Source organism: Kitasatospora sp. NPDC023385 (assembly GCF_055664045.1).
Genome location: NZ_JBVOOL010000018.1, coordinates 63,585 through 82,992, shown reverse-complemented (window position 1 = coordinate 82,992; position 19,408 = coordinate 63,585). Strand labels below are relative to the sequence as shown.

21 protein-coding genes are annotated in these 19,408 nt (G+C 75.4%); 6 read left to right on the top strand and 15 right to left on the bottom strand.

Annotation, left to right across the window (positions count from 1 at the left end):
• The first annotated feature begins 68 nt into the window (after window positions 1–68).
• Window positions 69–689, top strand: coding sequence for an ATP-binding protein (locus tag AC0B61_RS25735; protein ID WP_471743114.1), 621 nt, complete (start codon window positions 69–71; stop codon window positions 687–689).
• 65 nt (window positions 690–754) lie between these two features.
• Here AC0B61_RS25735 and AC0B61_RS25730 read toward each other — a convergent pair whose 3' ends face one another.
• Window positions 755–1,699: an LAETG motif-containing sortase-dependent surface protein gene (locus tag AC0B61_RS25730; RefSeq protein WP_471743113.1), complete on the bottom strand. Its 945-nt coding sequence runs from the start codon at window positions 1,697–1,699 to the stop codon at window positions 755–757.
• Window positions 1,700–1,936: 237 nt separating this feature from the next.
• Here AC0B61_RS25730 and AC0B61_RS25725 point away from each other — a divergent pair, with 237 nt between their 5' ends.
• Both AC0B61_RS25725 and AC0B61_RS25720 read left to right on the top strand, forming a co-directional pair.
• Window positions 1,937–2,167 (top strand): hypothetical protein, encoded by a 231-nt coding sequence (locus tag AC0B61_RS25725; RefSeq protein ID WP_471743112.1) that lies wholly within the window; start codon window positions 1,937–1,939, stop codon window positions 2,165–2,167.
• Window positions 2,168–2,188: 21 nt separating this feature from the next.
• Window positions 2,189–3,496, top strand: a complete 1,308-nt coding sequence (locus tag AC0B61_RS25720; RefSeq protein ID WP_471743111.1) for an amidase — start codon at window positions 2,189–2,191, stop codon at window positions 3,494–3,496.
• Here the strand turns inward: AC0B61_RS25720 and AC0B61_RS25715 are convergent.
• A complete protein-coding gene (locus AC0B61_RS25715; protein WP_471743110.1) occupies window positions 3,493–4,152 on the bottom strand; it encodes a TetR/AcrR family transcriptional regulator in 660 nt (219 codons plus the stop codon). The genes AC0B61_RS25720 and AC0B61_RS25715 overlap by 4 nt on opposite strands.
• 161 nt (window positions 4,153–4,313) lie before the next feature.
• Here AC0B61_RS25715 and AC0B61_RS25710 point away from each other — a divergent pair, with 161 nt between their 5' ends.
• The gene (locus AC0B61_RS25710; RefSeq protein ID WP_471743109.1) at window positions 4,314–5,189 is read left to right on the top strand and encodes an alpha/beta fold hydrolase; all 876 of its coding nucleotides are present in this window, start codon (window positions 4,314–4,316) and stop codon (window positions 5,187–5,189) included.
• Window positions 5,186–5,818, top strand: coding sequence for a TIGR03086 family metal-binding protein (locus tag AC0B61_RS25705; protein ID WP_471743108.1), 633 nt, complete (start codon window positions 5,186–5,188; stop codon window positions 5,816–5,818). The genes AC0B61_RS25710 and AC0B61_RS25705 overlap by 4 nt, the downstream gene beginning before the upstream one ends.
• Before the next feature lie 46 nt (window positions 5,819–5,864).
• Here AC0B61_RS25705 and AC0B61_RS25700 read toward each other — a convergent pair whose 3' ends face one another.
• On the bottom strand, window positions 5,865–6,008 hold the full coding sequence (locus AC0B61_RS25700; protein ID WP_471743107.1) for a hypothetical protein: 144 nt from the start codon (window positions 6,006–6,008) through the stop codon (window positions 5,865–5,867).
• 203 nt (window positions 6,009–6,211) lie between these two features.
• Between AC0B61_RS25700 and AC0B61_RS25695 the strand changes: the two genes are divergently transcribed.
• Window positions 6,212–7,033 carry an integrase gene (locus AC0B61_RS25695; protein WP_471743106.1) on the top strand — a complete coding sequence of 274 codons (822 nt, stop codon included), beginning with the start codon at window positions 6,212–6,214 and terminating at the stop codon, window positions 7,031–7,033.
• A 35-nt stretch (window positions 7,034–7,068) separates the two neighbouring features.
• On the opposite strand, the gene AC0B61_RS25690 is transcribed toward AC0B61_RS25695, so the two are convergent.
• The 12 genes from AC0B61_RS25690 to gntD all read right to left on the bottom strand — a co-directional run bounded on the left by AC0B61_RS25690 (window position 7,069) and on the right by gntD (window position 19,356).
• Window positions 7,069–8,076: an aspartyl/asparaginyl beta-hydroxylase domain-containing protein gene (locus AC0B61_RS25690; RefSeq protein ID WP_471743105.1), complete on the bottom strand. Its 1,008-nt coding sequence runs from the start codon at window positions 8,074–8,076 to the stop codon at window positions 7,069–7,071.
• Between the two features lie 83 nt (window positions 8,077–8,159).
• The gene (locus tag AC0B61_RS25685; protein WP_471743104.1) at window positions 8,160–9,581 is read right to left on the bottom strand and encodes an MFS transporter; all 1,422 of its coding nucleotides are present in this window, start codon (window positions 9,579–9,581) and stop codon (window positions 8,160–8,162) included.
• A 13-nt stretch (window positions 9,582–9,594) separates the two neighbouring features.
• Window positions 9,595–10,329: a helix-turn-helix domain-containing protein gene (locus AC0B61_RS25680; protein ID WP_471743103.1), complete on the bottom strand. Its 735-nt coding sequence runs from the start codon at window positions 10,327–10,329 to the stop codon at window positions 9,595–9,597.
• 175 nt (window positions 10,330–10,504) lie between these two features.
• Window positions 10,505–12,313 (bottom strand): non-ribosomal peptide synthetase, encoded by a 1,809-nt coding sequence (locus AC0B61_RS25675; RefSeq protein WP_471743102.1) that lies wholly within the window; start codon window positions 12,311–12,313, stop codon window positions 10,505–10,507.
• A 14-nt stretch (window positions 12,314–12,327) separates the two neighbouring features.
• Window positions 12,328–13,341 carry a TauD/TfdA family dioxygenase gene (locus AC0B61_RS25670; RefSeq protein ID WP_471743101.1) on the bottom strand — a complete coding sequence of 338 codons (1,014 nt, stop codon included), beginning with the start codon at window positions 13,339–13,341 and terminating at the stop codon, window positions 12,328–12,330.
• The gene (locus tag AC0B61_RS25665; RefSeq protein ID WP_471743100.1) at window positions 13,338–14,114 is read right to left on the bottom strand and encodes a thioesterase II family protein; all 777 of its coding nucleotides are present in this window, start codon (window positions 14,112–14,114) and stop codon (window positions 13,338–13,340) included. Before AC0B61_RS25665 ends, AC0B61_RS25670 begins: the two co-directional genes overlap by 4 nt.
• A gap of 2 nt (window positions 14,115–14,116) precedes the next feature.
• Window positions 14,117–14,335: an MbtH family protein gene (locus tag AC0B61_RS25660; RefSeq protein ID WP_471743099.1), complete on the bottom strand. Its 219-nt coding sequence runs from the start codon at window positions 14,333–14,335 to the stop codon at window positions 14,117–14,119.
• A gap of 130 nt (window positions 14,336–14,465) precedes the next feature.
• On the bottom strand, window positions 14,466–15,764 hold the full coding sequence (locus tag AC0B61_RS25655) for a glutamate synthase-related protein (protein ID WP_471743098.1): 1,299 nt from the start codon (window positions 15,762–15,764) through the stop codon (window positions 14,466–14,468).
• Window positions 15,765–15,793: 29 nt separating this feature from the next.
• On the bottom strand, window positions 15,794–17,056 hold the full coding sequence (locus tag AC0B61_RS25650; RefSeq protein WP_471743097.1) for a methylaspartate mutase: 1,263 nt from the start codon (window positions 17,054–17,056) through the stop codon (window positions 15,794–15,796).
• The gene (locus AC0B61_RS25645; RefSeq protein WP_471743096.1) at window positions 17,056–17,454 is read right to left on the bottom strand and encodes a cobalamin B12-binding domain-containing protein; all 399 of its coding nucleotides are present in this window, start codon (window positions 17,452–17,454) and stop codon (window positions 17,056–17,058) included. The genes AC0B61_RS25650 and AC0B61_RS25645 overlap by 1 nt, the downstream gene beginning before the upstream one ends.
• 43 nt (window positions 17,455–17,497) lie before the next feature.
• A complete protein-coding gene (locus AC0B61_RS25640; protein WP_471743095.1) occupies window positions 17,498–18,274 on the bottom strand; it encodes an SDR family NAD(P)-dependent oxidoreductase in 777 nt (258 codons plus the stop codon).
• Between the two features lie 44 nt (window positions 18,275–18,318).
• On the bottom strand, window positions 18,319–19,356 hold the full coding sequence (gene gntD / locus AC0B61_RS25635) for a guanitoxin biosynthesis L-enduracididine beta-hydroxylase GntD (protein WP_471743094.1): 1,038 nt from the start codon (window positions 19,354–19,356) through the stop codon (window positions 18,319–18,321).
• Window positions 19,357–19,408 lie beyond the last annotated feature (52 nt).

Sequence of the window (19,408 nt, the reverse complement as noted above, 5' to 3'; positions counted from 1 at the left end):
ACGGTTCACCGCCGAATCGCCCGGAGATACCTAGTTGTATGTGGAGCCGCAGCCAGGAGGGACCTCCCGTGGACATCTGGTGGACTCTGCACCTCAAGCGCGACCCGGCCAGCGTCCCGTTGGCCCGCCGCATCCTGCTCGGTGCCATGGCGACCGCCGGCGTCGACCCGCAGATCGCCGACGACCTCGGCGTCGCCCTCAGCGAGGCCTGCGCCAACGCCGTCGAGCACGGCGCCACCGGGCGGCCCGACGACGGCTTCCAGGTCACCGCCTCGATCAGCGGCGACCGGCTGCGGATCGAGGTCACCGACTCCGGCCCCGGCCTCACCGCCCCCGCCGCCCCGCCGGTCCGGCGCCCGGCCGCCCCCGCCCCCACCCGCCCGGCCGCGCACCGCCCCCGCCGCGGCCGCGCCACCGTCCCGGCCCGCGTCCTCACCGGCCACCGCCCCCGCCGCGACGGCCACCCCTACGACACCCACGTCCTCCCCCGCCGCCCCACCGCCCCCACCCTGCGCCCCGTCGACCTCGACACCCTCCCCGACCTCACCGCAGAATCCGGCCGCGGCCTCTTCCTCATCCACGCCCTCACCGACCACGTCCAACTCCGCAACCACCCCCTCCGGGGGGCGATCGTGAGCTTCGACAAGATCCTCAAGTGGCAGGACGGCGCGCTGCTCCGGGCGTCCTGAGGAGCCGGGAACGCCGAAGGGGCGCGGGCCGTGGGCCCGCGCCCCTTCGGGCCGACTGGGTGCGGTCAGCTGTGCGCGCCGGCCTTGCGGCGGCGGAGGACGAAGAGGGTGCCGGCGCCGGCGGCCAGGACGGCCGCGCCGCCGAGGGCGATCGGGAGGGTGTTGGAGTCGGCACCGGTGTGGGCCAGCTCCGGGCCCGCCGACGACGAGGCGGAGGCGACCGGGGCGGCGGAGGTGGTCGCGGCCGGGGTGGTGGCTGCGGCCGGGGTGGTGGCGGTGCTGCCGGCCTCGGCGACGTGGAACTCGCCCTGGTAGTTCCCGTAGAACTGGGTGCAGGCGTTCGGCTTGGTGTTGGCCGGGGTGGGGATCTTGTCGTTGTCGAACGGCTCCGAGCCCGCGTCGAGGTTGCCGCCGTAGAGGCCGTTCGGGGCCTTGGCGTTGACGGCTATCCGGAGCTGCAGGGTGGTCTTCTCCCCCTTGGCGAGCTTGATGTCGGCGAGCGGGAGGACGCGCTCGTTGCCCTGGAGGGTCTTCCAGCTGCCGGCGGTCTTCACCTGGACGGTGATGAACTCGGGGCTCCACTGGACGGGGCCGGTGCTGCCCTCGTCGGTCAGGTAGAGGGAGTTGTGGATGGCGGGGAGGTCGACGCCGCTGTTGTTCTCGAAGGTCACGCTGACCTCGGCGGCCGGGCCGCCCTTGACCAGGGTGGTGCCGTACAGGCCGGTGCCGGTGACCTTGAGCAGGGAGCTCTGGTAGACGCCGCCGTGGCAGCGGTTGTCGCCGGCTCCGGTGGACGGCGCCGGCATCGGCGGGAGCCCGGTCGGGCGGCCGGTCGGCGCGGTGGGCGCGTTGGTGGCCGGGGTACCCGGGGTGCCCGGGGTGGTCGCGCTCGCGGCGCTCGGGCTGGCGGTCGGGGCGACCGCGACGGCGCCGGCGGTGGCGGCACCGGCCGTGGCGCCGAAGGTGAGGGCGGCCAGGGCGGATGCGGCCAGAAGGCGGGAAGAGCGCACGATCGGTGCTCCAGCTCTAGGTGAGGTGTGTCCGTGGTGGGGCGACGTGGAGGCCCGGCGCAGGTGGCCGGCGGTCGCGCCCGCGCACCTTATCGATCCCTGCGTGGCTGGTTCTCGACTGGGTGGCTCGTTTTGATCGGCGCCCGGCGGGTGCCGCGTCGTTGGTGTACGGGAGGTTCGAACCGGTGTGCGGCGGCCCCGGTTGCCGGGGGGTGGAGGGGGTCGGACGATGGGGGCATGATGCACCAGATGCGAGCCGAGTACGGGGCCGGCGGTGTGGCCGAGGGGGTGCGGCTGTGGCACGTGGTCCGGGGTGAGGAGAGCGTGGCGATGTGCGGGCGGGAGCTCGATGCGGGGGCGGAGGTGCGGGAGGCGGTGCAGTGGGGGAAGACCCGGGAGCTGTGCTGCCACACCTGCGGGGCGTACTTCCTGCGGGAGGCGCCGTACCTGGCGGCCGAGCACCCGTAGACCCGGTCTACGGTGACCGGCATGGAGGAACCTCTCGTCCGGCCGCGGCCGTTGGCCCGTGAGGCCGCCGGGCTGCAGGACGGTGAGCCGGGGCTCGCCGAGTACGTCGACCGGTTCTGCGCGCTGGTCGAGCGGGTGGACCCGCTGATCCAGGCGTTCGTGCCGGAGCCCGGGCGGCACCGCCGACTGCGGGCGCAGGCAAGCGAGTTGGCGGCGCGGTACCCGGAGCCGGGTGGGCGGCCGCCGCTGTACGGGGTGGCGGTGGGGGTCAAGGACATCGTGCGGGTGGACGGGCTGCCCACGCACGGCGGGTCGGCGCTGCCGCCCGGGGTGCTGGGTGGGCCGCAGGCCGCGGTGGTGGACCGGCTGCGGGCGGCGGGGGCGCTGGTCGCGGGCAAGACGGTGACCGCCGAGTTCGCCGGGAGCGCGCCGGGGCCGACCCGCAATCCGCGCCACCCGGGGCACACCCCGGGTGGTTCCAGCAGCGGTTCGGCGGCGGCGGTGGCGGCGGGGCTGGTGCCGCTGGCGGTCGGCACCCAGACGGTCGGCTCGGTGATCCGCCCGGCCGCGTACTGCGGGGTGGTGGGTTTCCGGCCGACGTACGGGCGGATCCCGGTGGACGGGGTGATCCCGAACGCGCCGAGCTTCGACACCGTGGGGGTGTTCACCGCCGACCTGGCGGGCGCGGCCCTGGCGGCCTCGCTGCTCTGCGACGACTGGCGGCCGGTGGCGGACGGTCCGGCGCCGGTGCTCGGGGTGCCGACGGGGCCGTACCTGGAGCGGGTCGAGCCGGCCGCGCTGCGCGCCTTCGAGGAGCGGGTGGAGCGGTTGGCGGCGGCCGGGCTGGCGGTGCGCCGGGTCGGCCTGTTCCCGGACTTCGCCGAGGTGGTGCGGCAGTTGCAGGCCGTCAACCGGTTCGAGATGGCCCGCAGTCACGCCGACTGGTTCGCCCGGTTCGGGGGCCTGTACCGGCCGGAGACGGTGGCGGGCATCCGGGTCGGCCAGGGCGTCGCGCCCGAGGGCCGGGCGGCGGGGCTGCGGTTCCGGGAGCGGCTGCGCGAGCGGGTGGCCGCAGCGGGTGCGGCGGCCGGGGTGGACCTGTGGCTGGCGCCTTCGGCGACCGGCGGGGCACCGGAGGGCCTGCACAGCACGGGGGACGCGGTGATGTCGCTGCCGTGGAGCTTCCTGGGGAGGCCGGCGCTGAGCCTGCCGGCCGGGCGGACCGGGGGCGGGCTGCCGCTGGGCCTCCAGGTGGTCGGCGCGGAAGGCGGGGACGAGCGGCTGCTGGCCCAGGCGTCCTTGGTGGAGCGGGTGCTGACGGCCCGTTAGGCGAGCGCGGGATCGGCCGGGTCGGCGGCCTCGGCGCGCAGCAGGCGCAGCAGGAGGCGGCCGGCGCGTTCGTACGGGGTGTCCTCGTCGTGTAGCACGGCCTGGGAGTTGGCCGCCTCCAGGACGGCGATCAGGGCGAAGGAGAGGTCCCCGAGGTCGGTGTCGGGGCGCAGGGCGCCGGCGGTGCGGGCGTCGGTGAGGGCCGCGACGATCGTGTCCGACCACTCCCGGGCGCAGCCGGCCAGGGCGTCCCGGACGGCGCCGGGGCGGGCGTCGAACTCGGCGGTGACCTCGTGGAAGAAGCAGCCGCCGGGGAAGACCCGGGCGCGGGAGTAGGCGAGCCAGCCCTCGCACAGGGCGCGGGCCCGGGTGAGGCCGGGCGGAGTGTCGGCGGCGGGGGTGACGACGGCGTCGGCGAAGATCCGGCGGGCGGCGCGGACGGTGGCGAGCTGCAGTTCCTCCTTGGACCCGAAGCCGGCGAAGACGCCGCTCTTGCTGAGCCCGAGGTCGGTGGCGAGGCGGCCGATGGAGAGCGCGTCGAGGCCTTCGACGGAGGCGATCCCGACGGCTCGGCGCAGGACGGCCCGGCGGGTCTCCTCGCCGCGCAGGACCCGTCCGTCCGTGGTCGGCCCGGCGTCCGTGGTCGGTCCGGCCATCGTCCGCTCCCGTTCTGCTCGCAGTGCGTGCGGCCCAGGGTAGTGGGTCGGCCGGTCGGCGCCCATAAAGTTGAACGAACGGTCGTGCTAATATCTCGCCCGAGCGAGGAGCACGGCCACACCCCCGCAGGAACGCCCGTCCGCACCGACAGGGAGACCCGATGGACCCGGCCCAGGCACTGATCCGCACCGTCCTCAACCCCGCCGCCCGTGTCGCCCCCGCGGCCGCCGGGCGGATCGCCTACGAGCTGTTCATGCACCCGGTGCGGCGCAGCCGGGTCCGCCCCGCGGAGCGGGAGGTCCACCGGCGGGCCGTCACCGAGCGGCTCGCCGTGAACGGCAAGCCGGTGGTCGGATACCGCTGGGGCAGTGGCGAGCGGCCGGTCCTGCTGCTGCACGGCTGGCGCTCCCGGGCGTCCCGGTACGCGCCCATGGTGTCCAGGCTGCAGGCGCTCGGGCTGAGCGCCGTCTCCTTCGACGCGCCAGGCCACGGCGACTCCGGCGGGCGGACCACCAGCGTGCCGGAGTTCCACGAGCTGGCGCTGCGGCTCCAGGAGCGGTACGGGCCGTTCGAGGCCGTCGTCGCGCACTCGCTCGGTGTCTGCGCGGCCTTCGGCGCGCTGGCCGACGGCCTGCGGGCGGGCCGGCTGGCGGCCGTCTCCGGGGTGTCCCGGGTCGGGTTCTTCCCGGCGGCGTTCTGCGCCGGGCTCGGGCTGGACGAGGCGGTCGAGCGCGCCCTGCGGGACCGGATCGAGCGGGAGCTGTTCGGCGGGGACGCCGGAGGCTGGGAGCGCTACGACGCCGCCCGGCGGGTGGCGGAGGTGGACCTGCCGGTCCTGGTGGTGCACGACGAGGACGACGACGTCGTCCCGCTGAGCCAGGCGCACCGGCTGCGGAAGGCGTACGGCGATCGGCTCGACCTGGTCGTCACCCGGGGGCTCGGCCACCGCCGGATCATCGCGGACCCGGCCGTCGTCGACCAGGTGATCGGCTTCCTGTCCACCGACTCCGCCGACCGGGCGGCCACCGCCGCATGAAGCTCATCGAACTCCACGCGCGGTCGATGGAGTTGGCCGCCGAGGTGGTGGACGCCGTACGGCCCCGGCACCTGGAGCTGCCCACGCCGTGCGCGGGCTGGACGCTGCGTCGGCTGCTGGCGCACTGCGTCGGCCAGCACCAGGGGTTCGCGGCCGTCGCCCGCGGCGCCGGGCCCGACCTCGCGCTGTTCGCGGACGCCTCGCTCGGCGACGACCCGGCGGGCGCCTTCCGCCGGACCGGCCTCGACCTCACCGCCGCGTTCCGCGAGGCGGCCGCGGCCGACCGGGCGCTCTGGCTCCCGGAGCTCCACGACGGCCGCCCGTTCCCGCTCGCGCAGGCGGTGGGCTTCCATCTGCTCGACACCCTCGTGCACGGCTGGGACGTCGCGGCCGCGCTCGGCGCCCGGGCGGGACTCGTCGCGGCGGTGGACGGCGACGAGGCGCTGGTCGCCGCGCTGCTGGCGGTGACCGAAGCGGTGCCGGACACCCCGCAGGCGCGGGCGCCCGGCAAGGCCTTCCGCCCGGGCCTGCGGCCGGGAGCCGGGCCGGGGATCGGGGCGGGAATCGGGCCGGGGCGGTTCGAGCGCGCCCTGGAGCTGCTCGGCCGCGATCCCGCCTGGAAGGGGTGAGTCGGGCGGCCTTGCCGGATCAGAGGTCCAGCCGGCTCGGGATGGTCTAGCCGATTCGGGAGAGCCGGCCGGGTCGGGAGGTCTCGCCGCGCTGCTCGTCCGGGAAGCGCGGCCCGCCGATCAGGAAGAGCAGTGCGGCGGTCGGAAAGCCGAGCGAGGCGGCCAGCACCACGATGAACTGCCAGAACATCTTCCGCTCCTCGTCAGTCGCGGGCCGCGCGGGCACCCGAAGGTGCTCCCAAACCTGACCCGCCCCGATTGGCCGAATTGTCCGGTCACTTCCCGACGGTATGGCCGAATCACCCCGGCTGCCACCGGGCGTCGCGCCCCGGGCCGCGCCGCACCGGCGCACGGGTCTGGGCGCGGGCCGGGGGCGGCGGCCACACTGTCGGGATGCAGCTACAGCTCGCAGGGGAAGCACGGCGGCCCGACCGCGAGAGCGAGGACTTCGCGGCGGCCTCGCCGGAGGCGCTCGTCCTGCTGGACGGCTCGAGTTCGCCGACCGGCCTGGAGTCCGGGTGCCGGCACGGAACGGCCTGGTACGTCCGGCGGCTGGGCGTGCACCTGCTCGCCCGGCTCACCGACCGGGCGGACCGCTCGATCGCCGAGTGCCTGGCCGACGCCATCGTGGAGACGGCCGCGCTGCACGGCGGCCGCTGCGACCTGGCCCATCCCAACACGCCCGCCGCGATGGTCGTCGCGGCCCGGCGACACGGCGAGGTGCTGGAGTACCTGGTGCTCGGCGACTCGCTGCTGGTGCTGGAGTTCAGGGACGGCCCGCCGAAGGTGATCGGTGACAACCAGCGCTTCCCCGGCGGGGAGGAACTGCGCCGCCAGATCTGGTCGACCGTCCCCGGCTCGGCCGAGCGGGCGGCGCTGTACCTGGAGTACGCGCTGGCCGTCCGGGCCGCCCGCAACCGGGGCGCCGGGCCGTGGATCGCCGCCGCCAGCCCGCGGGCGGCCGAGCACGCCGAGACCGGGTTCGTCCGGCTGGACCGGCTGCACGCGCTGGCCGCCCTCACCGACGGGGCCTCGCGCTACACCGAGCGCTTCGGGCTGGGCAGTTGGGGCGACGTGCTGCGGCTGCTCGCCGAGTCGGGCCCGGGCGAGCTGATCGCCCAGGTCCGTGCGGTGGAGCGGGCGGACGCCACCTGCGAGCGCTGGCCGCGGGGCAAGGCGCACGACGACGCCTCGGCCCTCTACGCGCTGCTGTAGGCGCTGCGCGCGGCCGGCCGGGGCGTCGGAAGGGCTCAGCCCGCGAGCGGGGCGGCCGTCCGGATGACCTCCTCCATCCGGCTGCCCCAGCGCATCCGCAGCCGGACCCGGGGGCCGCCGACGCCGGTCGGCTCGACCTTCAGGGTGCGCTCGGCGGTCCAGCCCATGGCGCGGAACTCGCCCTCGCCGAGGTGGACCAGGCCGGCCCGGGGCTCGCCGTCCACGTCCAGCACCAGGCGCTCCCCATCGACCCGGATCCGGCCCGCCCGGTCCCGGGAGGCCGAGACGGCGTCGGCGGTGTGCCGGTCGTCGGCGGCCGCCAACTCCTCGGACTCGCCGTACAGGAAGGCGTCCGGCAGGGCGAACTCGCAGGCGAAGGAAGGCAGTTCGGCGGCGTCCAGGGGCAACTCGGGGCGGTTGAGCAGCACGTCGGACCAGCGCACGCGGTCGCGGAACGCGGCCGGGAACAGCTCCAGCAGGTCGTGGTTGACGTAGGCGTCGATGACCATGTGGACCCGGCGCTCGGAGCCCTCGTTGCGCACCGAGTGCGGCCGGGAGAAGTCGCCGAACCAGAGGGTGCCGGGCTGCCAGGTGTGCTCCTCGCCGCCGACCGTGAGGACGGCCTCGTCGTTGGTGACCAGCGGGATGTGCAGCCGGACCCAGCCGGCCGGCAGGCCGTACGGGACGTCCCGGTGCTCGTCGACCTCGGCGCCGGCGCCCAGCGACATCAGGCGCACCGCGCGCAGTTCGGTCGGCAGCGCGGCCAGGATGGACGCCATGTACGGCGCCCGCGCCAGCCAGGACGTCCCGGCGTACCCGACCAGGCCGAGGCCGCCCGGGTCGGTGCGCTCGTCGCTGCCCTCGGGGCTGCGCAGCGGGAGCACCCGCCAGTCGAGCACGGTGGCCTCGCCGGGTTCGAGGCTCTCGCCGTAGGTGCGCTGGGCGGCCCACTGGGTCCGCTCCAGGTCGTGGAGTTCGGCCAGCAGCCGATCGACGTCGTACTCACCCTTGAGCTGTACCGCAGCGAACGCGCCACTGGACATGGGAATCGTCTCTTTCCGTGGGTCAGAGGTATCCGGGGTCGGGACTTCGAGCTCTGCTGTCACGTTATGCGGCGAAATCCGCGCTATGCGGAGGTCCCGGGGGCAGTTTCGGCGGCAGTCGCCGCCGCGGCCGGCGTGCGGTCGTCAGATGACGTAACGTCAGAACGCTTGTCAGGCGAGAAAGTTGGCTCATGAGGCGCGGGTCGGGCGTCCAGTTCGCGCCAGTGCGGGCGCAGTGCGGGCAGCACCGTACTGGCCAGGTAGAGCCCGGCGCAGGCGAACAGCACGGGCACCAGGCCGGCCGCGGTGACGGCGGCGCCGGCCAGCATCGGGCCGAGCGGGACGCCGGCCGAGCCGACCGAGTCGGTCAGCGCCGAGACCCGGCCGAGCAGGGGGCGCGGGATCCGTTCCAGCATCACCGCGTTGAGGATCGGGTTGACGAAGCCGATCGCCAGGCCGTCGCCGACGGCGACCAGCAGGACCACCCACAGCGGCAGGTGGAAGGCCATCACCAGGAACCGCGGCGGGCCGGCGATCAGGAAGGCGATCACGTACGTCGGGCGGCGCCGCAGCTTCGCCGCGAAGGCGGTGGCCAGCGCCGACCCGCCGACCGCGGCGATGCCGAACACCGAGCCCAGCGCGCCGATCGCGGCCGGACCGCCGCCGACCTCCTTGGCCCAGACCGGGATCAGCAGTGAGCCGTACGCGGCGTCGACCAGGTTGGTGACGCTGAGCATCACCGCGATCGAACGCAGCAGCCGGTCCTGGCGCAGGAAGCTGACGCCCTCCCGGAGCCGGTCGAGGTAGCGCTCCGGCTCCGCCTCGCCATCCGCCTTGCCATCCGCATCGGTACCGGTACCGGCACCGGCCTCCGCAGCGGACCGCGGCCCGCTCCCGCCGCGCGCTCCGGTCAGCGCGATCAGGGCGGCGGAGACCACGAAGCACAGGGCGTTGGCGGTCATCGCCCACAGCGGGCTGAGCATGGCGATCAGTGCGCCCGCCGCCGCCGGACCGGCGGTGCCGGCCAGCCGCTCCAGGGTGCCGACCAGGCCGCTGGCCCGCTCCAGCGGGATCCCGGCCTGCTCGGCGACCTCGGGGGTCATGGTGCGCTTGGCGACGTCGCCCGGGCCGCGGGCGACTCCGATGGCCGCCGAGAGGACCAGCAGCGCGCCGTACGGCAGGGCGTCCAGCCAGTAGCAGAGCGGGACCAGGCCGACCACCACCGCGCTGACCAGGTCGGCGAGGACGGCGAAGGGGCGGGAGCCGACCCGGTCGATCAGCGGGCCCGCGAGGGCCTTGCCGATCACCAGCGGCACCGCCTCGCAGAAGGCGACCAGCCCGGTCTCCGCGGCGCTGCCGCTGGTCACCAGGACCAGCCAGGGCAGCGCGATCATCGTCAGCCGGGTGCCGAACAGCGAGACGGTGTACGCGGCGAGCAGTCCGTGCAGTGAGGTGCGGCGGCCTCGCGCGGTTAAGGCGCCGGCGGAGGGCTTCCGGGAGGGCATGGCGGTCCTTTCGTCACTCCGGTCGGTGCGGAGAGGCCTGGTCGGACGGCTGGTCGGACGGCTGGTCGGGCCGACCGGTGGAGGGCCGGCCGGGCGGCGGCCCGGTGAGCGCCCCGGGGCGGGGGAAGGCCTGCAGCTGCAGCACGACGGGGGCGGTCTCCCGGCCGTCGGCGTCGGCGTCGGTGTCAGCGGCGTCGGGGTCGTCGCGGTGGTAGCGGCCGATCACCTCGAAGAGGTCGGCGACCAGCGAGCTCAGCTGGTCGGAGGTCAGCCGCAGGGCGAAGTCGCTGGTGCTGCTGGCCTCCCGCCAGTCGGTCGGCAGCAGGTGCATCTCGGCCACCGCGGCGCGGGTCTGCTCGGCGTAGTAGTCGGCGACGCTCTGCAGGTAGGCGCCGGCCAGCGCGGCGGACTCGACGTCGGCGAAGTCCTCGGTGTGCAGCCGGGTGGTCTGGTGCGCGGCCCGCCACCAGCGCTCGCGGCCGGCCGGGCGCGGGTCGGGTTCGGCGAAGCCGTACGCGGCCAGCTGGCGGACGTGGTAGCTGGCGGAGGCGGTGCTGACGCCCGCGCACTCCGCCAGCCGGGTGACGGTGGCCGGTCCGTCGCTCCGCAGCAGGCCGAGCAGCTTCACCCGCAGGGGGTGGGCCAGGCCGCGCAGGCTGCGGGCGTCCAGGACCACCTCGCCGCCCGGGTTGGGGCCCAGGGGCCAGGGGCGTTCGGCGGGGGCGGGGTGTTCCGGGGCGTTGCTCATGGCAGCAGCGTAGGTTCCCAAGACTTCTTTGCCAAGACTTCTTTGCCAAGGAGTCTTGGGAAAGGTTGGGGCCTGCTCCTTCCCCTTCCGGACCGGCTCGTACGGGTACGGCGCGCCGCCCCGGCCGCCGTGGTGGGCGGACCGGGGCGCGCCGCGGGTGCCTCCGGCAGGCGCCTCAGGAGGCCAGCAGGGCCGCCTCACGGGCCAGGTCGCGCAGCCTCGGGTGCTGGTAGACCAGCCGGCTCGGGATCACCACGCCGAGCTGCCGCTTGAGGTTCGCCACCACCCGCAGGGCCATCAGCGAGTGCCCGCCGAGAGCGAAGAAGTCGTCGGTGGCGAGCACCCGCTCCCGGCCCAGCACCTCCTGCCAGGCCTCGGCGACCGTCACCTCGAACTCGCCCGTCGGCAGCGCCTCGGCGGCTTCGCCGCCGTCGGGCACCACCTCGACGGCCGGGTCCGGCAGCGCGGACCGGTCCACCTTCCCGCCCACTGCCAGCGGCAGCCGCGCCAGCTCGGTCAGCGAGGGCAGCATGTACGCCGGCAGCCGGGCCGCCAGGTGCTCGCGCACCGCGCCGAGGTCCGGCGCGACGCCGGGGCGGGGGACGACGTAGCCGGCCAGGGTGGCGCCGGCGGCGTCCGGGCGCAGTACCACGACGGCGGCCGCGACCGCCGGGTGGTCCGTCAAGGCGGCCTCGATCTCGCCGAGTTCGACCCGGAAGCCGTTCACCTTGACCTGGTGGTCGACCCGGCCGAGGTAGTCCAGGTTGCCGTCCGGCCGGCGGCGCACCCGGTCGCCGGTGCGGTACATCCGGCCGCCGGGCGGGCCGGCCGGGGCGGCGAGGAAGCGCTCGGCGGTGAGGCCCGGGCGGCCCAGGTAGCCCTGGGCCAGGCCGGCGCCGGTCAGGTACAGCTCGCCCTCCTCCACGGGCCGCAGCGCGTCGTCCAGGACGTGGGCGCCCACCCCGGGCAGCGGGGTGCCGATGTGCGGGGTGCCGTCGGTGGCCCAGCCGGCCGTGGCGTCGACGGTGCACTCGGTGGGGCCGTACAGGTTCACCGCCCGGACGAGCCCGCGCGCGGCGAGGTCGGCCAGGTCCGTCCACATCGCGGGCGGCACCGCCTCGCCGCCGATGAACAGCCGCAGCGGGCGGTCGGTGAGCCGCTCGGCGGCGGCCGCCACCTGGTCGCGCAGCGCGCTCCAGTGTGCCGGGGTGGTGTCCAGGTCGGTGGCGCCGTGCGCCAGCAGGTAGGCGGCCAGCGCCTCGGGCTCGGCGCGCAGTTCGTCGGTGAGCAGCAGCAGTGCGTCGCCGCGGCAGACCCGGGCCCACTGCTGGACGGAGGCGTCGAAGGAGACGCTGGCGTTCCAGGCGACCCGGCCGGGGGTGTCCCGGTAGATCCCGCGCGCCTCCAGGGCGGTCAGCAACTGGGCCACGCCGCCGCGGGTCACCGTGACGCCCTTGGGGCGGCCGGTGGAGCCCGAGGTGTAGATGACGTACGCCGGGGCGGCCGGCGGTACCGGCACCGGCGGGGCCGGGTGCGCGGCGGTGGCGTCGGGGGCCACCACCCGGACCTCCGGCGCCCAGCGGTGGCCGCCCCCGGCGGCGACCACCACGGTGATGCCGGCGTCGCGGACCACGTGGTCGAGCCGCTCGGCCGGGTGGGCCGGGTCGAGCGGGACGTACGCGGCGCCGGCGCGCCACACCGCGAGCAGGGCGGCGACCAGGTCGACGCCGCGGGTCAGGCTGATGCCCACCGCCGCGCCGGGGCGCACCCCGGCGGCGGTCAGCGCGGCGGCCAACCCGCCCGCCCGGCGGTCGAGTTCGGCGAAGGTCAGCCGGTCGCCGGCGGGCGTGGTGACCGCGGTGCGCTCCGGGTGGGCGGCGGCGGCCGCCCGGAAGCGCAGCAGCGGGTCGGTGGTGGCCTCGGGAGCCGGGGCTGCCAGGGCGGCCGGGGCGGCGTCGGTCAGGCCGGTCGAACTCGATCGCATCGAAGGCTCCTTGGCTACAGCGGGGTGGGCTGGAGGGACGCCGCGCCCGCCGGGACGGCCGGATCGCAGTCGGCGAGGGCGACCGGCTCGCCCATCGCGACGACGATCTTCCGGTCGCCGCGGAACGGATCCCGGCCGTGCGCGGTCAGGATGTTGTCGACCAGCAGCAGGTCGCCCGGCTGCCAGGCCTCGCGGACGGTGGCGCGCTCGTAGGCGGCGTCCATCAGCGCGGCCTCGGCGGCGGTCAGCGGGGTGCCGTCGCCGACGGCGGTGTTGAAGGGCAGGCCGTCCGGGCCGAACTCGCCGACCAGCACGTCCCGGATGTCCGGGTCCAGCGACCACTCGCTCCAGAACGCGACGTGGTTGAACCAGACCTCCTCGCCGGTGCGGGGGTGGCGGATCACGGCCGGGCGCAGCTGGCGGGTGCGCAGCGTGCCGTCCTCGCCCCAGTGGCAGCTGATCCCGTTGTCGGCGCAGTAGGCCTCCACGTCCGCGGGGGAGTCGGTGGCGAAGGCGGTGCGCCAGTCGAGCGAGATGTGCTCGCCGTAGCTGCGGGTGAGCGCCCAGCCCTCGGCGCGGAAGCGGGCCACCAGCTCGGGCGGCAGCTCGGCGAGGACCTTGCGGACGTCCGCCACCGGGGTGGCGCCGCCCTCCTCGGGGGCGGTCAGGCAGCAGAACAGCAGCAGGCCGGGGAAGGTCAGCGTGTAGCTGTTCTCGTTGTGCATCCGGATCGCCTGGGACGGCGGCAGGTCGGTGGAGGAGAAGACGTCGTCGCCGAAGTCGCTGCGCGGGGTGGCCTTCTCCTGGTACTTGGCGCGGGCGGCGAACAGGGCGTCGCGGACGGCCGCGAAGTCGCCGGCGGTGCCGATCGGCAGGCCGTGCACGTACAGCGAGCCGTGCCGGGTGAGCACCTCGCGCAGTTCGGCGTGGTGCGCGCGCACCCAGTCGGCGGCCTGCTCGGCGGTGGACACGCCCTCGACCACGGTCCGTACCGGCCGGCCGGGCGCCTCGGTCCAGTCGAGCGTCATGACCTCTCCTCTCGCGGCTCGCGCGGAACGAAGTGCTCGGGCAGCGACTCCCAGAGCCGCTGGTGGTAGAAGTGGCCGCCGGCCAGCCGGTCCACCCGCAGGTCGCCGCGCACGCAGCGCGCCCACTGCTCGGCGACGGCCGGCTCGATGACGGCGTCGTCCGCGCCGTACAGCACCTGGACGGGCATGCCGACGCCGGCCCCGGGGGTGGGGCGGTAGGAGTCGCGGACGACGATGTCCGCGCGCATCAGCTCGACCGCCATCTCGCTCAGGTCGGCGTCCGCCAGGACGTACTCGGGCAGCAGGCCGATCTCCCGCATCCAGTCCAGCAGCCGCCCGTCGGCGTCCTCGATCCGCGGGAAGCGGTCGCGTTCGGTGACGCCCCGGTCGGGGGCATTGCAGGAGGAGACGATCAGCCGGGCCGGGGCGTGCGCGCCGCGCGCCTCCAGCCGGGCGGCCACGTCGTAGGCCATCCAGCCGCCCATGCTGTGCCCGAACAGGGTGTACGGGCGGCCGTCGGCGGCGCGCAGCACCGACTCGGCGGCGTCCTCGGCGAGTTCGTCCCAGGTGGTGGCGAAGGGTTCGGCGAAGCGGCCCTCGCGGCCCGGGTAGCAGACCAGGGCGAGCTCGGTGGACTCCTCGACCAGGTCGAGCCAGTTCCGGTACGGTCCGGTGCCCCCGCCGCAGAAGGCGAGGCAGACCAGGGTGTGGTCGGCGTCCGGCCGCGGGGCCGGACGGACCACCCTGGCGTCCTGCAACAGCTGGCCGCTCATGGCTAGTTGGCCACCTCGTCCATGGCGCGGCGCAGGCTCGCCGGGCGCATGTCGGTCCAGGTCCGCTCGATGTACTCCAGGCACGCCGGGCGGCTGTCGACGCCGTGCACCGCGCGCCAGCCCGCCGGCACCGCGATCTGGGCGGGCCAGAGGGAGTGCTGGTCCTCGTCGTTGGCGAGGACCAGGTACTGGCCCTCCTCGTTCTCGAAGGGGTTGGCCATGGGTCCGGTCCCTCTCTCGATGGGTGTCAGGGGGTGGGGTGCTTTCGAGCGTAGGAGCGGGAGGCGGCCCGGCCCGGCAGTCGTCCCGGCGGGTGCCGGGCAGTTTCGGGGCCGTCCGGGCGGCCGACCGCTACCGGCCGACGGGCTCCGGCAGGCGCTCGGCGCTCCACTGTGCGGCGTCCGGGTGCCAGAGGTCCTCCGGCCCCAGGTCGGCCGGCCGGTACTTGCCCAACGCACTGGTGAGCAGCCGCAGTTCGAGCGCCAGTGCCTGCACCAGCCGCTCCAGGCCGGCCTGCGGGTCCTCGTCCACGGCGAGCAGCGCGGCCCGGCCGAGCCCGACCGCGGCCGCCCCGGCGGCCAGCGTCTTGACCGCGCGGGCGCCCTCCCACATCCGGCCGCTGGCCAGCAGGCACTGCCCCGGCGCGGGGGCGACCCGGCGCAGGCACTCGGCCAGCGGCAGCCCGACCGAGCCCAGGAAGGACACCGGCGCCCAGCCGGAGCCGCCCTCGGCGCCGTCCACGGTCACCGCGTCGGCGCCGGCCGCCCAGGCGGTGGCGGCGGCCGACCGGACGTCCCGGGAGGGCGGCAGCTTCACCCAGATCCGGGCCCGCGGGAAGTTGTTGCGCATCAGCCGGACCTGGTGGGCCAGGATCTCCTCGGTGAACGTGCCCGGGCAGCTCGACCGCAGCACCGTACGCTCGCCGGCGGCGTCCGGCAGCAGGGGCTCCACGGCGTACTGCTGCTCCAGCCGGCGCGCCGACTCGCGGTCCACCAGCGTCATCCCGCCCAGCCCCGGCTTGGCGCCCTGGCCGACCTTCAACTCGAAGGCCAGCCGCCCCGATTCGAGCAGCGGCTGCACGGAGGTGTCGCTGTAGATCAGGTTCCAGATCTCCGCGTCGGCGTCCTCGGTGGACTGCTGGACGGCGATGCCGCCGCCCGGGCCGGCCAGCTCGTCCTGGTAGGCGGCGATCCGTCCCAGCAGGGTCCGGCCCTCCTTCTCGCCGAGCCGCCCGGTGCCGTTGACCGGGCCGACGTTCTCGCCGATCACCATCGGGATCCCCAGCCGGGCGGCCTGCCGGCCGGCCGCGATCCCCAGGTCCCGGCTGGCCACCTGGGTCGAGCCGAAGGCCGAGACGTACACCGGCAGCGCGGAGGCGAACCCGCCCACCGCCGTGGCCAGTTCGACGTCCTGGTAGAGCGGCTCCCGGCCCAGCTCGATCAGCTTCTCCAGGCGCAGCGGCATGAACGCGGGCGGCACCAGCCGGGTGGCGTCCAGCACGTCCCCGCCCTCGCCGGGCCCCGGCTGCGGCGCGGCGCCGAACAGCTCGTGCCCGTACGCGACGGCGGGCGGGAACACCGCGGCCGCACCCTCCCGGGCCCGGGCCCGGACCTGCTCCTGCGGGTACCCGCCGGCATGCAGCGAACTCATCGAAGTCATCTCCTCGTACGTGTCGCCGGCTACGCGCCGGCCTCGGCGAGCTGTCCCAGGTCCAGCCGGGACACCACGTGGTGCAGGGCGTCCAGCAGTCCGCCGCTGGTCAGCGCGGCGGCCGGACGCGGGGCCACCAGGTGCCCGATGGGCATCGCGCCGATCGCGCTCCAGGCCAGCCGGCCGCGTTCGTCGATGTAGGCGGCGGCGCGCCCGGCGTTGTCCGGGTGCAGGCAGTACGGGACGTCCAGCCAGCCGCGCGCGAACGCCTCGACCAGCGCCGCCCCCACGTCCTCGCCCAGGCAGAGCACGGCCTCGACCAGCGCCCTGGCCTGCGCGTACACCTCGTTGTCGGCGGTGCCGCGCAGCACCGGCCGGGGCCGGGCGAGCCGCGCCGTGCGGGCCGAGGTCTCCAGCGCCTCGACGTTGTGGGCGACGGTGGGGATCCGGTACGCCTCGACCGACGTCTTGACGATCAGCCGCTCGGCGCCGGTGCGCACCGCCAGCCGCACCGCCCGGTCCTGCAGCTCCCGGGCGCCGGACGGGGTGCGCGGGTAGACGCCCATGTAGGTGTAGACGACGACGTGCCAGTCCACCGCGGGCAGCAGCTCCGCGGCCAGCGCGCGCAGCGCCCGCACCGCCTCCTCGTCCTGCTCCTCGTCGACCTGCTGGGCGTAGCTGAGCGAGACGCTGGTCAGCCCGTGCTGGACGAAGAACAGGCACTCCAGCACGGACAGCGCCACCAGCAGCGCGGGCGGGCACAGCTGGCCCATCATGCAGCCGCCGAAGGACTCCAGGTGCGGCCGCTGCCCGGGCCCGCCGGCCGCCGCGAGCAGCCGGCAGGACTCCTCCCAGTTGCGGACCGACTCGGCGATCGGGGTGCGGCCGTACGGCAGGCAGTAGGAGACCGGGCCGCCCTCGGTGGCGTGCAGACCGGCCGCGGCCAGCGCGGTGATGATCGCCTGCGGGGCGGCCGAGCCGTGCCGCACCTGCACCGGGAAGTCGGCGGCGGCCACGCCCGCCAGCATCCGCCGGGTGGCCTCCGGGCCGTGGGTGACGAGGGGGTAGCCGTTGAGGTCCACACCCTCGTCCACGGCCCGGCGGGCGGCGGCGTGGTCGCCGACCCGGGTGTAGCTGTCCAGGGTCAGCGTGCCCACCGTGGTGGCGTCCGCGCCCCGGGTGGCCAGCAGTCCGTGCCGCATCCGCGCCTGGGTGCCGAAGCCCATCCGGGGCTGGACCACCAGCTCGGGGGCGGAGCGCACGAACGAGCCGAAGTCGACCGTCCAGCCCATCAGACCTGCACCCGCGCCGCGAGCCGGTCCAGGAAGCCGCGGAACGGCAGGATGCCCTCGCTCTCCTCGAACACCGCGTCGAAGCCGGCCTCGCGCAGCCGGGGCGCCCAGGCGGCGGCGTTGCCCGCGGTGCCGAGTTTGCCGCCGATCACCGCCGGCAGCCCGGCCAGCTCCGGGACGGCCCTGACCTTGCGGATCAGCCGCAGGCCGTCGTTGGCGCCGTGGCCGTTCACGCTGCTCACCACGACGAGGTCGGGGCGCAGCCGGGAGCACTGGTCGAGGACCAGCTCGTCGGGGACGCAGGGGCCGAGGTTGGTCACCTCGTGGCCCCACTCCTTCAGCAGGTGCTCCAGGTAGATCAGGTTCCAGGTGTGCGAGTCGGACGAGGTCGTCGTCACCAATGTGTGCATCGGGGTTTTCCGAATCTCCCGCTGGTGGGGGTCAGTTACGGGCGGTGGCCAGGGCGGTGCCCCAGTCGGCGGTGGTGGCGCCGGCGGTCTCGCCGCCGTCGACGACCAGCTCCTGGCCGGTGAGGAAGCGCGCCTCCGGGGAGGCCAGGTAGTGGAAGGCCGCCGCGATCTCCGCCGGGTCGGCGTGCCGGCCGGCCGGGATCCGGGCGTTCGTGGCGGCGAGCATGTCGCCGGTGTACTCGGCCAGTTGCATGGGCGTCAGGACGGCGCCGGGACTCACGCAGGCCACCCGGACGGCCGGGGCGAGTTCGAGCGCGAAGGTCTGGGTGAGCGCGACGATCCCGGCCTTGGTGGCGTTGTAGTCGGCGTAGTGCGGGTAGCCGCGGCGGCCGTTGACGGAGGCGGTGGCCAGCAGCACGCCCCCGCCCGCGGGGGCCATGATCCGGGCGGCGGCCTGCCACAGGCCGAGCACGCCGAGCAGGTTGACGTCGGTGATCCGCCGGGCGTCGGCCTCCTCGATGTCCAGGACGCCGTGCCGGACGCTGATCCCGGCGTTGGCGATCACCACGTCCAACCGGCCGGTCTCCTCGTGGACCTGCCGGACGGCGGCCCGGACGGCGGCCCAGTCGGCGGTGTCGACCTTGAGCCAGCGGACCTCGGCGGCCGCGTCGTGGGGGGCCGTGGTGGCTTCGGTGGCTTCCGGGGCGGCGACGTCGAGGTTGAAGACCCGGTCCCCGGCCCGGGCGAAGCGGGCGGCGGTGGCCCGGCCGATGCCGCTGGAGGCGCCGGAGACGATGACGGTACGCAAGGGGAACTCCTCAGTGGGAACGGGGTGGTGGGCCGGGCGGGCGGTCAGTACAGGACGCGGTTGCCGCCCGGCAGCAGGCCGGCCGCGTCGGCCTGGGCGGCCTTGCGCAGGTCACGGCTGACGATCATGCGCTTGAGCCAACGGTCGGTGCCGTCGTAGCGGGCCTCGAAGGGCTTGCGGCCGTGCACCGCGAGGTAGTTGTCGACCACGAGCAGGCTGCCCTGTTCGACCACCACCGAGTGCTGCACCCGCTCCAGTTCGGCCATCAGCGCGTGCAGCGCCTGCTCGGCGCCGGTCCGGTCGGCCGCGCAGCGCATGAACGGGAGGTCGACGCGCAGGTAGGGGCGGTCCCGGTCGCCGAACAGCACCGGCACCGCGACCGGGTTGCGCTGCAGCTCCTCGGCCCGGGCGAGCGCCGGGTGCTCGGGGTGGCGCAGCTTGAGCTGCCGCACGTGCTCGTCGTCCGGCATGATCTGGAAGTCCGGGCGGAACAGCGCCGCCCAGTCCTCCTCGGCGAGCTTGACGTCCCGCACCGAGGCCATGATGGTCGGCACCCGGTCGTGGTTGCGGACCCCGAACAGCAGCAGGTAGTCGCAGCGGCCCGGGTGGAAGCCGTCCTCGGTGTGGAACTCCAGCAGGGTCTGGCTGCCGTGGCCGCTCTGGCGCACCTCGTCGCCGCGGATCGGCAGGATGTTCTGGATGATCCGGCCGAGCTGGAGCGTGGAGAAGGTGAACGGGTCGCCGAGGGCGGTGCCGCACATGGCCAGGAAGAGCTCCTGCTCCAGGGTGGTGGCGCGGTCCGCCACCCGCTCCCAGTGCTCCGGGGTGGGGCCGACCGCGGCGTCGTCCACCGGGAAGCCGTGGATCAGCAGGCCGGCGGCGGACTCGGTGCGGCGGAACTCCTCCAGGAAGGTGCGCAGCCGGGGCGGCAGCGCGTGGTCGGCGAAGCGGTGCCGGAGGTCGTCGTAGGCGCGGGGCGCGGTCGGGTCGGTGAAGGTGGTGGCCAGCCGGGTCGTGCTCGCTCTGATCTGCGTCACCTCGTCGGCGGACAACTCGTACTGGGCGATGGTCTCGTGGATCATGGTCGGCTCTCTTCAGGGTGAGGAGTCGGCTCTCTTCGGGTGAGCGGGGCGG

Bases quoted from the DNA above. Each gene is read 5' to 3' on its own strand.
- AC0B61_RS25670 (WP_471743101.1), bottom strand. From the start codon at position 13,341: ATGACGCTCGACTGGACCGAGGCGCCCGGCCGGCCGGTACGGACCGTG.
- AC0B61_RS25685 (WP_471743104.1), bottom strand. From the start codon at position 9,581: ATGCCCTCCCGGAAGCCCTCCGCCGGCGCCTTAACCGCGCGAGGCCGC.
- AC0B61_RS25700 (WP_471743107.1), bottom strand. From the start codon at position 6,008: ATGTTCTGGCAGTTCATCGTGGTGCTGGCCGCCTCGCTCGGCTTTCCG.
- AC0B61_RS25695 (WP_471743106.1), top strand. From the start codon at position 6,212: ATGCAGCTACAGCTCGCAGGGGAAGCACGGCGGCCCGACCGCGAGAGC.
- AC0B61_RS25665 (WP_471743100.1), bottom strand. From the start codon at position 14,114: ATGAGCGGCCAGCTGTTGCAGGACGCCAGGGTGGTCCGTCCGGCCCCG.
- AC0B61_RS25690 (WP_471743105.1), bottom strand. From the start codon at position 8,076: ATGTCCAGTGGCGCGTTCGCTGCGGTACAGCTCAAGGGTGAGTACGAC.
- AC0B61_RS25650 (WP_471743097.1), bottom strand. From the start codon at position 17,056: ATGGGCTGGACGGTCGACTTCGGCTCGTTCGTGCGCTCCGCCCCCGAG.
- AC0B61_RS25725 (WP_471743112.1), top strand. From the start codon at position 1,937: ATGATGCACCAGATGCGAGCCGAGTACGGGGCCGGCGGTGTGGCCGAG.
- AC0B61_RS25680 (WP_471743103.1), bottom strand. From the start codon at position 10,329: ATGAGCAACGCCCCGGAACACCCCGCCCCCGCCGAACGCCCCTGGCCC.
- AC0B61_RS25660 (WP_471743099.1), bottom strand. From the start codon at position 14,335: ATGGCCAACCCCTTCGAGAACGAGGAGGGCCAGTACCTGGTCCTCGCC.
- AC0B61_RS25710 (WP_471743109.1), top strand. From the start codon at position 4,314: ATGGACCCGGCCCAGGCACTGATCCGCACCGTCCTCAACCCCGCCGCC.
- AC0B61_RS25715 (WP_471743110.1), bottom strand. From the start codon at position 4,152: ATGGCCGGACCGACCACGGACGCCGGGCCGACCACGGACGGACGGGTC.
- AC0B61_RS25705 (WP_471743108.1), top strand. From the start codon at position 5,186: ATGAAGCTCATCGAACTCCACGCGCGGTCGATGGAGTTGGCCGCCGAG.
- gntD (WP_471743094.1), bottom strand. From the start codon at position 19,356: ATGATCCACGAGACCATCGCCCAGTACGAGTTGTCCGCCGACGAGGTG.
- AC0B61_RS25720 (WP_471743111.1), top strand. From the start codon at position 2,189: ATGGAGGAACCTCTCGTCCGGCCGCGGCCGTTGGCCCGTGAGGCCGCC.
- AC0B61_RS25655 (WP_471743098.1), bottom strand. From the start codon at position 15,764: ATGAGTTCGCTGCATGCCGGCGGGTACCCGCAGGAGCAGGTCCGGGCC.
- AC0B61_RS25675 (WP_471743102.1), bottom strand. From the start codon at position 12,313: ATGCGATCGAGTTCGACCGGCCTGACCGACGCCGCCCCGGCCGCCCTG.